Source organism: Mesorhizobium sp. M7A.F.Ca.CA.002.15.2.1 (genome assembly GCF_003998715.1).
In the GTDB taxonomy this organism is placed as follows: domain Bacteria; phylum Pseudomonadota; class Alphaproteobacteria; order Rhizobiales; family Rhizobiaceae; genus Mesorhizobium; species Mesorhizobium ciceri.
Genome location: NZ_RZPI01000001.1, coordinates 1 through 15,226, shown reverse-complemented (window position 1 = coordinate 15,226; position 15,226 = coordinate 1). Strand labels below are relative to the sequence as shown.

13 protein-coding genes are annotated in these 15,226 nt (G+C 61.4%); 10 read left to right on the top strand and 3 right to left on the bottom strand.

Annotated elements, in window-relative coordinates:
* Nucleotides 1–64: 64 nt before the first annotated feature.
* On the bottom strand, nucleotides 65–1,834 hold the full coding sequence (locus tag ENZ74_RS00065) for a calcium-binding protein (RefSeq protein WP_063167496.1): 1,770 nt from the start codon (nucleotides 1,832–1,834) through the stop codon (nucleotides 65–67).
* Between the two features lie 327 nt (nucleotides 1,835–2,161).
* Nucleotides 2,162–3,145 (bottom strand): ATP-grasp fold amidoligase family protein, encoded by a 984-nt coding sequence (locus tag ENZ74_RS00060; RefSeq protein ID WP_164745800.1) that lies wholly within the window; start codon nucleotides 3,143–3,145, stop codon nucleotides 2,162–2,164.
* Between the two features lie 713 nt (nucleotides 3,146–3,858).
* On the opposite strand from ENZ74_RS00060, the gene ENZ74_RS00055 reads away from it, so the two are divergent.
* Together ENZ74_RS00055 and ENZ74_RS00050 are read left to right on the top strand one after the other, a co-directional pair.
* Nucleotides 3,859–5,610, top strand: a complete 1,752-nt coding sequence (locus ENZ74_RS00055) for a type I secretion system permease/ATPase (RefSeq protein ID WP_063167497.1) — start codon at nucleotides 3,859–3,861, stop codon at nucleotides 5,608–5,610.
* Nucleotides 5,603–6,979 (top strand): HlyD family type I secretion periplasmic adaptor subunit, encoded by a 1,377-nt coding sequence (locus tag ENZ74_RS00050; protein ID WP_013533102.1) that lies wholly within the window; start codon nucleotides 5,603–5,605, stop codon nucleotides 6,977–6,979. The genes ENZ74_RS00055 and ENZ74_RS00050 overlap by 8 nt, the downstream gene beginning before the upstream one ends.
* A 175-nt stretch (nucleotides 6,980–7,154) precedes the next feature.
* Here ENZ74_RS00050 and ENZ74_RS00045 read toward each other — a convergent pair whose 3' ends face one another.
* Nucleotides 7,155–8,105, bottom strand: a complete 951-nt coding sequence (locus tag ENZ74_RS00045) for a LysR family transcriptional regulator (RefSeq protein WP_127312631.1) — start codon at nucleotides 8,103–8,105, stop codon at nucleotides 7,155–7,157.
* A gap of 93 nt (nucleotides 8,106–8,198) precedes the next feature.
* Here ENZ74_RS00045 and ENZ74_RS00040 point away from each other — a divergent pair, with 93 nt between their 5' ends.
* The 8 genes from ENZ74_RS00040 to ENZ74_RS00005 form a co-directional block, all read left to right on the top strand.
* Nucleotides 8,199–9,104: a dioxygenase gene (locus ENZ74_RS00040; protein ID WP_063167498.1), complete on the top strand. Its 906-nt coding sequence runs from the start codon at nucleotides 8,199–8,201 to the stop codon at nucleotides 9,102–9,104.
* Between the two features lie 3 nt (nucleotides 9,105–9,107).
* The gene (locus tag ENZ74_RS00035; protein WP_013533099.1) at nucleotides 9,108–10,067 is read left to right on the top strand and encodes a VOC family protein; all 960 of its coding nucleotides are present in this window, start codon (nucleotides 9,108–9,110) and stop codon (nucleotides 10,065–10,067) included.
* Nucleotides 10,064–10,723, top strand: coding sequence for a dienelactone hydrolase family protein (locus tag ENZ74_RS00030; RefSeq protein WP_013533098.1), 660 nt, complete (start codon nucleotides 10,064–10,066; stop codon nucleotides 10,721–10,723). Before ENZ74_RS00035 ends, ENZ74_RS00030 begins: the two co-directional genes overlap by 4 nt.
* Complete coding sequence (locus tag ENZ74_RS00025; protein WP_063170176.1) at nucleotides 10,723–11,784, top strand: maleylacetate reductase; 1,062 nt, start codon at nucleotides 10,723–10,725, stop codon at nucleotides 11,782–11,784. Before ENZ74_RS00030 ends, ENZ74_RS00025 begins: the two co-directional genes overlap by 1 nt.
* A gap of 27 nt (nucleotides 11,785–11,811) precedes the next feature.
* Complete coding sequence (locus tag ENZ74_RS00020; protein WP_063167499.1) at nucleotides 11,812–13,086, top strand: ABC transporter substrate-binding protein; 1,275 nt, start codon at nucleotides 11,812–11,814, stop codon at nucleotides 13,084–13,086.
* A 55-nt stretch (nucleotides 13,087–13,141) separates the two neighbouring features.
* Nucleotides 13,142–13,858, top strand: coding sequence for an ABC transporter ATP-binding protein (locus ENZ74_RS00015; RefSeq protein WP_063170177.1), 717 nt, complete (start codon nucleotides 13,142–13,144; stop codon nucleotides 13,856–13,858).
* On the top strand, nucleotides 13,858–14,559 hold the full coding sequence (locus ENZ74_RS00010; protein WP_063167500.1) for an ABC transporter ATP-binding protein: 702 nt from the start codon (nucleotides 13,858–13,860) through the stop codon (nucleotides 14,557–14,559). Before ENZ74_RS00015 ends, ENZ74_RS00010 begins: the two co-directional genes overlap by 1 nt.
* 67 nt (nucleotides 14,560–14,626) lie before the next feature.
* Nucleotides 14,627–15,226: branched-chain amino acid ABC transporter permease (locus ENZ74_RS00005; protein ID WP_164760932.1), on the top strand; the 600-nt coding region annotated here is incomplete at its 3' end.

Here is a 15,226-nt window from a genome sequence, read left to right as displayed (position 1 = left end):
CCCAAACGACTGTCGGCGAGGCACCAAGACCTCGCCGACCTTTAAGGCATTCGTCGCTGGAGCGTCAGGTGACCAGGAAAGACGATGCGGTAATCGACAGATGCGGAGAGAGGCTCGCGAAATGGATCTGGTTTGCGCCTCCGACGCCGTCGCTGTCGAAAGAAAGAGCTCCGGTCGAACTGTTGTAGATAATGTGATCGGAACTGTCATGCGCCGCTTTGCCGGCAAAGAAAGCGTCCGACGAGAGGCCCCCCTGATCGAGACCGGCAAAGATGGAATGGTCGAGGTGGATCTTGTCCTGGGCTTTGTTGAAATCAGTGATCCTGTCGACGTTTCCAGCGCCAAGGGCGGTACTGAACACGAAGGCATCTCTGCCCCCGTGCCCGGTCAACGTATCGGCTCCGCCGCCACCGTCGATCTTGTTGTTACCGGCATTGCCTTGAATGGTCTGTCCGAATTCGTTGCCGGTCAGATTGATGGCGGCCTTGCCGGACGTCTTGGTGGTTGCGAGTTGCTCGATGTGCGAGCCAGCCGAAAGAGCGAAGCTCACCGAGGCAAGAACCTTGTCGAGGCCGCTTCCTCCCTGCTCCACCACCTTGTCGTGGGCATTGTCGACGTAATAGGTGTCATTGCCGCCATAGCCGGTCATCTTGTCGGCGCCACCGCCGCCATTGATCTTGTTGGCACCGCCATTTCCATAGATGGCTTGACCGAATTCGTTGCCGGTCAGGTTAATGGACGCCCTGCCACCGGAATTGGCGGTGGAGAGCTGCTCGACATGTGATCCCGCCGTAAGAGCGTAACTCACCGAGGCCGCGACCTTGTCGAAGCCCCCGTTTGGCGCTTCCATGACCTTGTCATGAGCATTGTTGACGAGATATTTGTCATTGCCCCCGGTTGCGTGGAAAACGTCTGCGCCGCGCGTGCCATGGAAGACATGATCGCTGCCCGACGGGGCCGGCCCGGTGGGAGCAGGGGTGCCGACGTGAGTAGGAGGTGTGGTCGGTGTGCCGACCGGATCACTGACCGGGGGCGTGACAGGATCACTAACCGGGGGCGAGACCGGGGCATGGGTGCCCTCGAGATTGTGCTGGAGGAAAAAGGCTTTCAGTTCCGAGGCGCTTTCAAGCGCGGTGTCGCCATTCTGCGTTCCCCATTTATAGGTATAGTCAAAGGCCGGCGACGGAACCAGTGCGGCCCAACGATCAATCATGGCCTGCTCCTGGGCAGCGGTGGGCATGACAAACTTGCCGCCAGCGCTGGTTTCCCAGTTGCCACCACCGAACGCCTGGTAAAGCGGGACGATCTTGTCAATCGGGATGCCCGCTTCACCGGCAGCCGCAACCATCTTGTCGATATGGGTGTAGTCGGGAGCCGAAGTGTTGTTGATGGGGTAATAGCCGATACCGTAGAAATCGATGCCCGTATTCGCCGGATTGTAAGCGGCGTGGGCCGGGTCGTTCGGGTTCATGTAGCTCGGGGAGCCATCCGTGCCCAAGTTCATCATCGTGATGAAGGTCTTGGCGCCGGGAACATGAGAATGAATCCAGTCGGATTCCGCCTTTAGATTTGCAGCGGTTGCGTAGCTGCCCCACTTGCCTGTCGGATCAGGCTCGTCGCTAAGGTAAAACCCGAACACATTTGGATTACCTATGAAGGGAGTGACTTTATCAATGAAAGACGAAGTTACTCCGTCGTGCTCACCGAGATAAACCAAGCCTTTCATGCCATCCGGCAAGGCATTGACTTGCGAAACGTACTGAACATCAGCCAGATTGAATCCGGCGGTTGCGATCTCGGCGGCTGATCCACCGGACGCGTAGTGGAGTGTCATCCAAAAATCCTTTGGTTGATTCGGTTATGCCCCACGTCTGCTTAGTTGACGGCGCATATTAGGCCCAAATCAAATACGACACCCGCTGGATAGAATCTTTGATCGCCGACAGGATTGCTGCACAGCAGGAGATGTTCCGCTTCGGGTCAACCGAAGTCTTTTAAAACAGTGCCGCAACAACAACATAAGCCCCTCTCATCCGGCTCATTGTTGAGCCGCGTGATTGGGAAATATCCGCCTTTCCCGACCGGGTTATCCCCAACTAGGGGAAAGCCAATTGGGGTGCCTCGGCACATGAACCGAGGCTTGCGCTGACGCCCTCGCGGCTCACCCGCCAACTTGACGGTCGAAAGATCGTGCCGCTTGCGGCGTGAAGCGGCCACCTATCGCTGCTTTAGGAGCACTTTCTGCTTTGATCCTATTTAAAAAATCGATGGCCCAACTCTCGTTTGAAATATGATCCGACCCAGCGCATGGAGAAAAAGTCATCTCTCCAAAATATATGTCACCGTTAATGCTGTACAAATCGACCCTGACAAACTCAACATCCCTAGATATCGTTTCCGCGATCTCGATCATTTTTTCGAGATTTTCCGGCCTTTCTACGTTTTCTGGTAGGTCATAACCATACATGACATCAATCTGCTTAAAATCCGGAAGAGAAAAGACAGCCCTTTTATGATCAACAAATCTACCGACGTCGACCTGAAGATAAATTGCCTTGCCGCGAACGCAAAAGAATTTGTAGTCACTTAATTCACCACCAGTAGAAATGTTGTCTTCGACAATTAATTTCTTTTCCATTTTATAATATTGTGTCTCTCGTCCGATATTAAAGTACGACCTCTTAGAGAAATTTAAGAATTCCTCTAGAGTTTTCCTATTGAGCGGTTTGTCGAGGAATATAATTTTTCCAGAGGAATGGGTCGGCTTCATCACGAAATGACGTCCGAGGAAAGGCTGGATCCAAAGTAAAATGTCATCTGCCGTCGTATTTCTATCTATCTTGAATACAGAGATCGTCTTTGGGATTTTAAGGCCTGCGATTCCACTAGCTATGTACTTAGCATAATGCTTATCAACGCAAATCTTCTCCAGGTATCCCCATCTATTTCGTATCATTCTGTCAAATATAAAATCATTTATCGTAGCCGATTGACTGGAAACCCGTCTTGGGAACCTGTTGTTCCCGTTAAAGAATCCCGCTGCTGCTATGGGGTAGTTCAGAACGTAGAAATTCGGGGTTATCAAGCTGACCCTATATATCGTTTCCCAGACAGCTCTTCTTAATTTCCGATACTTCTTTTCCACGCAACACCCCACTACGCGGATAACGCACGGCTAACGCGGCGTCCGCTCTGATAACGACGATGGCGAAGGCGCGATCCGCCTCCTTGGGCAGGTTGGCAGCCGTCACAGATGGGGCCGGTCGAACCCGTCGGCCAGCGCCCCGAGGTGAACGAGCCCTCCAGTCGCCATCCCTGCGCATGCGTTAAACCACAATACGTCAGGCTCGATCACCGTCCTCCTCCGTTTGAATGACGATCCGGCGTGCCGGCCTGACGGTCGTCAATTTGCCGCCTCTGGAAGTCTGGGAGACTGATGGTCTGCTCGGGTGATTGGTGTATCGGGGCGAGATCAAATACAGAATACAGAACGACAAAAGGTTTGATTGATCTAAGTTGTTGCTCCGCATCAGGTATTTTGTGTCAACGACCGTGGCGTCTTTGAAAGTGTGTGGAAGCAAGGACATAAGCCCCTTTTGCGTGTTCCATTCTGGACTGCGTTACTAGCGTGAATTGCCGTTTTTTGGGGGAGTTATCCCCAGCCTGTGCACGCTGCGGGTCGCGTTTCGTTGGTCCTGCGCCACGAATCCGCTGCATTTTCCTCAAAGTCGACGTATGTAAGCAGAGCGTAATAAGGGGGGCGACGGATAGCGGCTGCTATGCGCACCAAGAAAGGTTTGAGCCATCACAATTTACGGAAGTAACGGCGCGGCAGTGTCGCGCGAACGACCGCTGGTCATGAAAACATCGGGGGCCGGTTCTCCCGAGCTGCGTTCCGCCATTCTCGCCTGCATGCCTGGGCTGCTTGGCGTGGCGCTGTTTTCGGCAGTGATAAACATTCTCGCCCTGACCGGTTCGGTCTATATGTTGCAGATCTACGATCGCGTTCTGCCGTCGCAGAGCGTTCCCACCCTGGTGGGATTCACGATCGGCATGCTGGGCTTGTATGCGGTCTACGGGCTCCTGGATTTCGTGCGGCTTCGCGTGCTGGTCCGCATCGGCAGTCTTCTCTATAGAAATTTGCAGCAAAAGGTGTTCTCCATCTCCCTGTCCTTGCCGCTCAAGGCAGGACGTGATGCGGGCCGCTTGCAGCCTTTGCACGATCTTGACCGACTGCGCGGCTTTCTTTCCGGAACGGGACCGACGGTCATCTTCGACGCTCCGTGGATCCCTTTTTATCTGGTGATCATTTATTTGCTCCATCCTTTGCTCGGCTTGTTGGCAACCGTCGGCGCGATCGCCGTGGTCCTCCTGACGGCGGTTGCGGAAGTCTTTAGCCGTGGTCCGGCCGCGCGCGCCTCCGAAGACTTGTCGTCGCAACGGGCGCTTGCCGACTCCGCCCGGCGCAACGCCGAGGTTGTTCATGCAATGGGGCTTTCTGGTCGACTGGCTCGACGCTGGAGCGACGTCAGCCGCGCATATCTTGGTCAGCAGGAGCGCCTCTCGGATGTCGTCGGTGGCGCCAGTTCCTTCTCGAAGGCGCTTCGCATGGGTCTGCAATCCGGCGTTCTGGGGCTCGGTGCCTACCTGGTCATCGGCGGTGAAGCTTCTCCTGGGGTGATTATCGCATCTTCCATATTGCTCGGCCGGGCCTTGGCCCCAGTTGACGCGGCCATTGCAAACTGGAGAGGTTTTCTATCGACCCGGCGCAGCTATAGCGAACTGGCAGCTGTCATGGCTGCATTTGGCAGTCAGGACGATCCGATGGAATTGCCTCGTCCACAGGCACGATTTGCCGTCGAGCAACTGACAGTCGCGCCGCCCGGCCTGACAAGACCGACCGTTGTAAATGTAAGTTTCCACCTGTCGAGGGGGGCTGGAATGGCCGTCGTCGGCCCGAGCGGCTCCGGCAAGACGACGCTGGCCCGTTCGTTGGTCGGGGTGTGGAAGCCGCTCCATGGCTCGGTGAGATTGGACGGCGCCTCTCTCGATCAATGGAACTCGGAACATCTCGGCGCCCATATCGGCTACATGCCGCAGGATGTGGAGTTGTTTGACGGCACGGTAGCAGACAACATTTCGAGGTTCCGAGGCAAGACGGATCCAAAAGGCGTCCTTGCGGCGGCAAGAGCCGCCGGCGTCGAGAAAATGATCATGCAACTCCCTCAGGGATTTCAGACCCGCATCGGGGAGGGGGGAGCAGCCCTGTCGGCAGGGCAGAGGCAACTCGTGGGTCTCGCCCGAGCCCTTTATGGCGAGCCGTTCCTTGTCGTGCTCGACGAACCGAACTCGAACCTCGACGTGGATGGAGACGCTGCCCTGGCCGGCGCCATACGGGCAGTGCGTCAGCGCGGGGGCATCGTCATTGTCGTTGCGCATCGTCCCTCGGCACTCGCCAACATCGATCAGGTGCTGGTTATGTCGAACGGGACGGTTCATGCCTTTGGCTCGCGCGAGGAGGTCTTGGCGAACGTGCTCCGACCTTCACCGCCTGTTTCACCTCGGCCATCTTCTTTGGCGCCGATACCGGGGGTTGCCGGGCATGCATGAGGCTCTGCTCGAAACATTCGTCACCTTCTCGTCCTATGCCCGGACCCTTCGTGGCAGCAAAGGACCTGCCGTGAGCTCGCCAGATCTGCCGGACGGTATACGGGCCAACCTGATATTCGGCTTGGTGATTACAGGTCTGCTGGTCCTCGGCGGCGGCCTGTGGCTGGGATTGACCAAGATCGCCGGCGCCGTGGTTGCACCGGCCACCGTGGTGGTAGAAAGCAACGTCAAGAAGGTCCAGCATCAAACCGGAGGAACAGTGGGCGGGATCTTCGCGCAGGACGGAGATCATGTGCGAGCCGGCGACGTGCTGGTCAGGCTGGATGACACGCTGACACGCGCGAACCTGCAAATCATCAGCGAGGATCTCGATCGCGCGACCGTTCGCCTCGCCCGGCTGGAGGCCGAGCGCACGGGCTTGGCGGAAATGCAGCTGCCGGTCGGCCTGAAAGCGCGAATGAACCAACCGGAGCTGGCTGCGCTCGTCAACGGCGAACGCGCTCTCTTTGAAACGCGCTCTTCGGCTTTGGCTGGACAGAAGGCACAGCTGAGAAGCCAATCCCAGCAACTTGAACGTCAGATCGACGGTCTTAAAGCGCAACAGAGCGCGGTGGATGAATCGGTTGCCCTGCTGAGCAAGGATTTCGCCGACGTTGATTCCCTCTACGCCAAAAAACTCGTCTCCAAGGAGAGGGTAAGCAACATCAAGTTGGATGCCACCCGGGCCAGGGGAGAATCGGGTCGCCTCGCTGCAGCAGTAGCTGAAGCCCAGGCGCGCATCAGCGAAACGGGGTTGCAGATGCTGCAGCTGGATGACCAAAGGCGCACCGACGTGACGACCGAACTCCGCGAGACCGAAGCCAAACAGACCGAACTCAACGAACGGAGGATTGTGGCGCAGGATGAACTGACCAAGACAACGATCCGCGCGCCACAGTCCGGAACGATACAGGAATCGGCTGTCCATACCGTCGGCGGCGTTATCGCGCCTGGCGAGATGCTTATGACCATCGTACCTGATACCGACGATCTTGTGGTGGACGCGCTGATCCCTCCGTCGCGGGTCGACGATGTCCGGCCTGGGCAGCCGGTATCAATCCGTTTTCCGGCGTTCGACGTGGGAACCACTCCGGTCTGCCAAGGGTCAGTGAAACACATCTCGGCAGATCTGATTAAAGACCCGCAACGTCAGCTTTCCTATTTTTCGGCGCGTATCAAGGTTGAAAGCAAATCGAGCTGCCTGACCGAAGCGAAGGTGCTGAGGCCAGGTATGCCCGCCGAGGTTCATATCCGCACCGACGAACGCAATGTCTGGTCTTATCTGTTGAAACCCTTTGCGGATCAGATGTCCAAAGCGTTTACGCAGTGATGGCGAGGTGGAGGAGGGCGTGACCAATAGGATATCGGGATTTCTGGCGGCCCGACGGCTTTTGGGGGCGGGCGGCCGTCGAGCCTAACCGGCGACGCGGGGATGAAGCGCCTCCGGCTGGAGGAAACATGCGCGTTGTGTGACGCTACCGCATCATTCGAATAGCGAGGCTGGTTTACCGTCCCCAGACAACGGCATTCTCATGCCGTTTGATGATGTGCTTCAGGTTTTCGAAGGCGGTCGTGACGTGGCCGGCGAAGCGCTCTGCCGCCGGTGAGCGTGGTCCGCTGACCCGGCGAAGGATACCGAGTGAGCGGCTGGGCTGCGGGATTTCATAGGGCAGCACCGTAACCCGGCTCTCCTTGCGCTGCGCGAAGACTACGGAGAATGGCAGCACGGCCAACGCATCGGTTTCGGCAAGGAAGTTGATCACGCTCATCAGCGAGCCTCCCGAATAGCGGATGTTCAGGTCCGACATGCCGATGCTCATCAGGATCATCTGCAGGTCCGACATCAGCGGAGAGCCGGGCAGGGGAGCCACCCAGGGAAAGCTGGTCAGGTCATGCGCCCTGAGGCGGCGATTTCGCAGCAGGGGATGATCGGGCCGGCAAGCCACGACATTGCGTCCGGGCAGGATTTCGGTGAATTCGAAGCCGGGACCAAGGTCGAGCACGCCGATCGGCACGATGCCGAGGTCGATCTGGTTGCTGTCCAGCGCCGCGACCATCTCGGGCAGGTTCATGTAGCTCTGCTGAACGGTGACCTCGGGTTCGAGCTTCTGGAATTCTCCGATCATCCGGCTGATCATCGCGTCCATGAAGAACGGCACGCCGCCGACACGGACGACACCTTTGGTGCCTTTCATGAGGCCCTGCACCGCATCCGACGCCTTGCGCGACGCGGTGATGATCGTGCGGCCCTGCGCCGCCAGCTGGAAGCCGAGCGGCGTCGCCTGCAGCGGCCGGCGGCCCTTGAGGAACAGCGGCTCACCCACCCGCGCCTCCAGCATGGCCAGTGATCGGCTGACCGCCGGCTGGGTCAAGCCCAGCATGGCGGCTCCTTCCGACACGCCGCCGGCATCCAGCACCGCGGCGAGCTGCATGAGGTGGCGCTCGTTCAGCTTCATAGCAAAACGCTATACAAGGGACGTCACATCTCATCAAGCATCGCGTCGGGCCGTGCTATCCCGCTTGGCAAGGGGAAGGGAGGCCCCGGCGGAATGCACGGCCAGCACGACCCGAAGCGGGATGAGTCCCCCAAGGCGATATCGACGCAGGCCGAGGAATTCTCGCGGCGCCTGACGGCAATGGGCCAGTCCCGCCTGGCGGCGGCGGCGCAGGCAGCCGTGGATGGTTTGCACGCGCTGATCGTGGAGTTGCGGCCCTCCGGCGAGGAATTCCGCCAGGCGATCGATTTTCTGACCGAGGTTGGCCACTACGCCGATGCGCGGCGCCAGGAATGGGTGCTGTTCGCCGACGTCCTGGGCGTGTCTTCGCTGATCGAGGATCAGAACAGCCCGCGCCCCGCCGGAGCGACACCAAACACCCTGGCCGGGCCCTTCTACCGGGCCGACGTGCCGGAGATGCCACCCGGCGCGAACATCTCGCGCGATCACAAGGGCGAGCCGCTGGAGGTCGCGGGCCGCATCGTCGCGCTCGACGGCGCGGGGGTCGGCGATGCGACGGTCGAGATCTGGCAGGCCAATGCCGAGGGTCTCTACGAGAACCAGGAACCCGACCGCCAGCCGGAATTCAATCTGCGCGGACGCTTCCGTACCGATCCGCAGGGACGGTTCCGCTTCACGACGGTGAAGCCGAAGGGCTACACGCTGCCGTCGGACGGACCGGTCGGTCAATTGATGTCAGCGCTGGGCCTTGGCCTCGAGCGGCCGGCCCATATCCATTTTCGCGTCTCGGCGGAGGGCTTCGAGACGCTGACGACCCACATCTTCGACCGGTCGGACCCTGCGATCGGCCGGGATGCCATCTTCGGGGTCAAACCCGAACTCATGGCCGAGTTCCGCGCGCTGCCGCCCAATGGAGGAAAACGCAAGCACGCGCTCGACCTCAACCTCGTGCTCTGCCCGCAGCGGCGGAGCGATACCGAAACCTCTGGGAGGAGATGACCGATGGCACGTATCAGCGGCTACCACCATTTGACGCTCTCGACCGACAGCGCTCAGGAAGATTTTGATTTCTATACCAAGGCGCTCGGCCTGCATTCGGTGAAGCGCACCGTCTTGTTCGACGGCGTCATCCCGGTCTACCACCTCTATTACGGCTCGCCCAATGGCGATGCGTCGACGATCATCACCACCTTCCCGTTCCGCAAGCCGGGCGTCTATGGCCGCCGCGGGTCCAATCAGTCGCGCACCATCATGCAGTCGATCCCCAGGGGCGCCGCGGATTTCTGGGTCGACCGGTTGAATGCGCGCGGCATCGAGGCCATCAAGATCACCCGTTTTGGCGCCGACCGTGCGGCTTTCGCACATCCCTGCGGCATCCCGCATGAGCTGGTGGAAAGCGACAGGGATCCCCGCGCGCCCATCACCAACGAGGCGCAGGGCATCGGCAAGGCCCACGGCATCAAGGGAATCTACGGCGCCGTGGTGGCGGTGATGGACCGCACCGCCATGGACGACTTCCTGACCATCGCATTGCCGATGGAGAAAGAGGCCGACGACCACGAGGGGCTCGTGTTCCGCGTGCCGGATGCGGCCGGCGTCGCACAGCGCGTGGAGGTCATTGTCGACCGCGACAGCCCGCAGGGCACCTGGACTCTGGCGGGAGGCACGATCCACCACCTCGCCCTCAACACCGGCGACGAAGAGAACCAGTTGAAGCTGCGCGCTCATATCGAGGGCCTCGGCTTCACGGACATATCGGAGCAGAAGGACCGCAACTACTTCAAGTCCTGTTATGTCCGCTCGCCCGGCGGCGCGCTGTTCGAAATTGCCTGGACCACGCCGGAAGGCTGGGCCAAGGACGAGCCTCCGGGCCAGATCGGCAAGACGCTGGTCTTCCCGCCTTGGTTCAAGGACCGCGAGAGCGAATTGCAGGCCGGCCTGGAACAGGCGGATTTCGCGTGAGTTCAGGCAGCGGTCCGCTCCGGCTTGGGCCAAGAGGCCCGGAGGCTAAGGCGATTTGCGTCTTCGTCCACGGCCGCGGCCAATCGCCCGAAGAGATGCAGTCCCATGTGCTGTCGCGGCTTTCCGCGTCGGCCGTGGCCTTCATCCTGCCGCGCGCGCCGCACGGCATGTGGTGGGAGGCGCGTGCCGTCGACCCGTTGACGTCGGTCGCCCGCGCGCAGCTCTCTGACGCGCTCGACCACCTTGCGGCCGCAATGGTTGCGGCGCGTGCCGAACTGCCCGGACTGCCGCTGCTTCTCGCGGGCTTCTCGCAAGGGGCGTGTCTCTCGATCGAATATCTCTGTGCGGGGCTGCCGCCGCCGGACGCTTTGGCGGCCTTCACGGGCTGCCGTGTCGGCGTTCCGGCGGACGAAAGATCCGAGGCGGCGCCGGCCGGAATGCCGATTTATCTTTCCGGTGGTGATGCCGATCCGTGGATACCGGTCTCGGCGTTTGCCGATGCCGCGCAATCGCTGGGCCGGATTGGCGCGAGCCTGCGGGCCGATCTGTTCCCGGGCCGCGGCCATGAGGTCTCGGACGCCGAGATTGCCATGCTGGGCACTATCCTCGACGACCTCGCGGCCGGGCGTGGCCCGCGCATGGAGGCGGCGCGATGATGGACAGCTTCACCTTTCCGGGCCTGACGACACGGGTGGTCTTCGGTGCCGGCACCATGGCTCGCGTCGAGGAGGAAGTCCGGCGGCTCGGCCATGAAAAGGTGATGGTGCTTTCGACGCCGCATCAGAAGGGCGATGCGGAAAGGCTGGCCGCAAGCCTTGGTGGCCTCGCCGCCGGGATCTTTGCCGGCGCGGTCATGCATACCCCTGTCGAGGTCACGGAAAAGGCCATCGATACCTTCCGCGGCAGTGGCGCTTCGGCGGTCGTCAGCCTCGGCGGCGGCTCGACCACTGGGCTCGGCAAGGCCATTGCCGTGCGCACGGGCGCCGACCAGGTGGTCATTCCCACCACCTATGCCGGCTCGGAAATGACCGACATACTCGGCGAGACGGCAGCCGGCGAGAAGACCACCCGCCGCTCGCCGGACATTCGCCCAGAGACGGTGATCTACGACGTCGATCTGACACTGAGCTTGCCGGTAAATCTCACCGTAACCTCGGCGATGAACGCGATCGCTCATGCGATGGAAGCCTTGTATGCCCCCGATCGCAATCCGGTCATCGTGCTGATGTGCAGGGATGCCATGGTTGCCTTTCGGGAAGGCATTCCAAGGTTGATCGGCAATCCGCAGGATCGCGCGGCGCGGACGCAGGCGCTCTATGCGGCGTGGTGCTGCTCGACCGCACTCGGCTATGTCTCGATGGCGCTGCATCACAAGCTGGCGCACGTCTTCGGCGGCTCGTTCGACACGCCGCACGCCGAAACCCACGCCATCCTGCTGCCCTACACGACCGCCTTCAACGAAGCGGCGGTGCCCGATCTGCTGCGCCCGATCGCTGAGGCATTCGGTGGTGGTTCGGCGGGCGGCGGGCTCTGGGATTTCGCACAGTCGGTCGGCTCTCCGCTGAGCCTGAAGGCGATCGGCATCGAGGAGGCCGATCTCGACCGCGCGGCGGCAATCGCGGTGAAGAATGCCTATGCGAATCCAAGGCCGATTGATCCGGGATCGATAAGGGAACTCCTTCAGGCGGCGTGGGAGGGACGCCGTCCGGGGGACTGAGAACAAAACAAGAGGGAGGAACCAAACATGATCACAAGACGCAGCCTACTGAAAGCCTCGGCGGCGACAGGCCTGGCGCTCGCCGGTTCGCGCCTGGCGACGCCGGCCATCGCGCAAGGCGCCAAGATCCGCCTGGGCTATGTTTCGCCGCAGACGGGGCCGCTCGCCGGCTTCGCGGAAAGCGACGCCTACAACATCAAGGCCTTCCTCGCTTCCGAGGCGGGCAAGAACTTCGAGGTCATCGTCAAGGACAGCCAGTCGAACCCCAACCGCGCGGCCGAGGTAGCCAAGAGCCTGATCGTCGATGACGAGATCAACCTGATGCTCGTCGGCTCGACGCCCGAGAACACCAATCCGGTGGCCACCACCTGCGAGGCGGAGGGCGTGCCGGTGATCTCGACGATGGCGCCGTGGCAGCCCTGGTTCATCGGCCAGCAGGGCAATCCGGCCGATCCGTCCTCGTGGAAGCCTTTCAACTTCGCCTATCACTATTTCTGGGGTCTCGAGGACATCATCGCCGTCTACACCGGCATGTGGAAGCAGCTTTCCACCAACGGCAAGGTGGGAGGGCTGTTCCCCAACGATGCCGACGGCAATGCCTGGGGTGATCCGAAGAACGGCTTGAAGCCGGGCCTCGATGCCGCCGGTTTCAGCCTTGCCGATCCCGGCCGCTATCAGAACCTGTCGGACGATTTCACCGCGCAGGTCAACGCCTTCAAGGCGGCCAATGCCGAGATCGTCACCGGTGTGGTCATTCCGCCGGACTTCACCACCTTCTGGAACCAGGCCCGCCAGCAGGGCTTCAAGCCCAAGGCGATAACGGTGGCCAAAGCGATCCTCTTTCCGCAATCGGTCGAGACGCTGGGCGATGCTGGCCACAACCTCTCATCCGAGGTCTGGTGGTCGGCCTCGCATCCGTTCAAATCGTCCGTGACGGGCGAGAGCTCGGCGGAAATCGCGGCGGATTTCACCGCCAAGACCGGGCGCCCCTGGACGCAGCCGATCGGTTTTGTCCATTCGCTGTTCGAGGTGGCGGCCAATGTCATGGGGCGCGTTTCGGATCCGACCAATGCCGAGGCGATCGCGGCGGCCATAGCCGCCACCGACATGACGACGGTGGTGGGGAAAGTGGCATGGAGCGGTGCGGGACTGCCGCCTTTCGCCGCGAAGAACGTCTGCAAGACGCCGCTCGTTGGCGGCCAGTGGCGGAAGAAGGCCGGTGGCGGCTTCGATCTGGTGACCGTCGAGAACGCCGGCGCTACCGAGATTCCCACCGCTGGCAAGATGGAAGCCCTGGCCTGACGCTGCCGGGGGCGGCTGCGCCGCCCTCGTTCGGCGCGACCCAAGGATGACTGTGATGATACTCAGGCTGGAAAACGTTTCGAAGTCCTTCGGCGCCCTGAAGGTTGCGGATTCCGTGACCGTCAGCGTGCCGCGCGGCGAAGCGCTGGGCATTATAGGCCCGAACGGCGCGGGAAAATCGACGCTCTTCAACCTGATCACCGGAAACTTGTTTGCAAATGAGGGCCGCATCGAATTCCTCGGCCGCGACGTGACCCGCGCTCCGGCCATGGAGCGGGTGCGCATGGGCGTCGGCCGCAGCTTCCAGATTCCGCAGCCTTTCGAGGGGCTGACCGTGTTCGAGAATCTCTTGACCGCCGCCGCCTTCGGCCGCGGCGGACGCGAGGCCGAGATGGTCGAGGATTGCGCTGGTATCCTCGAGGCGACGGAGCTCCTCAGGAAAGCCAATTTCGTGGCCGGCTCGTTGAGCCTTCTCGACCGCAAGCGCCTGGAACTCGCCCGCGCCTTGGCGACAGGCCCCGAACTTCTGCTTCTGGACGAGATCGCGGGCGGTCTGACGGAGGGCGAATGCAAGGCCCTGGTCGCGACGATCAGAGCCATCCACGCGAGGGGGACCACCATCATCTGGATCGAGCATGTGCTGCATGCCCTGAATTCGGTGGTCGAGCGGCTCCTCGTGCTGGATTTCGGGCGCGTGATCGGGATCGGCGCGCCTGATGAGATCATGGCCTCGAAGGCGGTTCGCGAAATCTATCTGGGGCTCGAGGTCTGATGCTGGAAACGCGCGGCCTCACCGCGAATTACGGCCAGTTCCGGGCACTGTTCGGTGTGGATATCACCGTGGCCGCGGGCGAATGCGTGGCGATCATCGGCGCCAACGGCGCCGGCAAATCCACGCTGATGCGCTCGATCACCGGCGTGATCGGCAACGCGCCCGGCATGGTGCTGCACAGGGGCGAGCCGATCGGCGCGCTGTCTTCGGCCGAGATCATGAAGCGCGGCATCGCCATGGTGCCGGAGGGGCGCCGGCTGTTCCCTTCGCTCACCGTCGAGGAAAATCTGCTGGTCGGCGGGCAGGCGCGTAAGGTGCAGGGGCCGTGGAGCCTCGACGCGGTCTATGACCTTTTCCCGATCCTGGGCGAGCGGCGCAAGAGCCCCGGTACCGCGCTCTCGGGTGGCCAGCAGCAGATGGTGGCGATCGGCCGGGCGCTGATGTCGAACCCCGAATTGCTGCTTTGCGACGAGATCAGCCTCGGCCTCGCGCCCGTCGTCATCCGCGATATCTACGCAGCACTTCCCAGGATCCGCCAAGGCGGCGCCGCGATCGTGCTGGTGGAGCAGGATATCGGCAAGGCGCTGGCAGTGGCCGACCGCGTCTACTGCATGATGGAGGGTCGCGCCACGCTGGCCGCCAGGGCGGCCGAGGTCACGCGCGAAGATATCCACTCTGCCTATTTCGGAGTGGCGGCATGACGCGGGAACCAAGGCTCGGTCGTCTGCTCGCACAGCACCCTTGTGGCCTGATCGAGGTGGCGCGGCGATGATCTGGCTGGACACCCTCGTGCAAGGGATTCTGCTGGGCGGGCTCTATGCCCTGTTTGCAGCAGGGTTGAGCCTCGTCTTCGGCATCATGCGGCTGGTGAACCTAGCCCATGGCGACCTCATCATTCTTGCCGCTTATCTGGTTTTGATGGGCGTCACGCTGCTCGGCTTGTCGCCCTGGATCGCTGCCCTGATTGCCATGCCCGTGATGTTCGGGCTCGGCTGGCTGCTGCAGGCCGCCGTCCTGAACCGCGTGCTGGGCAAGGACATCCTGCCGCCGCTTCTGGTCACGTTCGGCCTGTCGGTCGCCTTGCAGAACGGCCTGCTCGAGGCCTTCTCCGCCGACAGCCGCCGCATTCCGGTGGGCGCGTTGGAAGGGGCATCGCTCGATCTAGGGCTGGTCACGGTTGGGATCATGCCGTTGATGACCTTTGCCTCGGCGATCGTGACGATCATTGCGCTCAACGCGCTCTTTTACCACACCGCCCTCGGCCGTGCCTTCCGCGCCACCTCGGACGACGCCGTGACGGCGGGGCTGATGGGGATAGAGCCGAAGCGGATTTTCGCGATCGCCACCGGGATCGCCATGGTCGTGGTG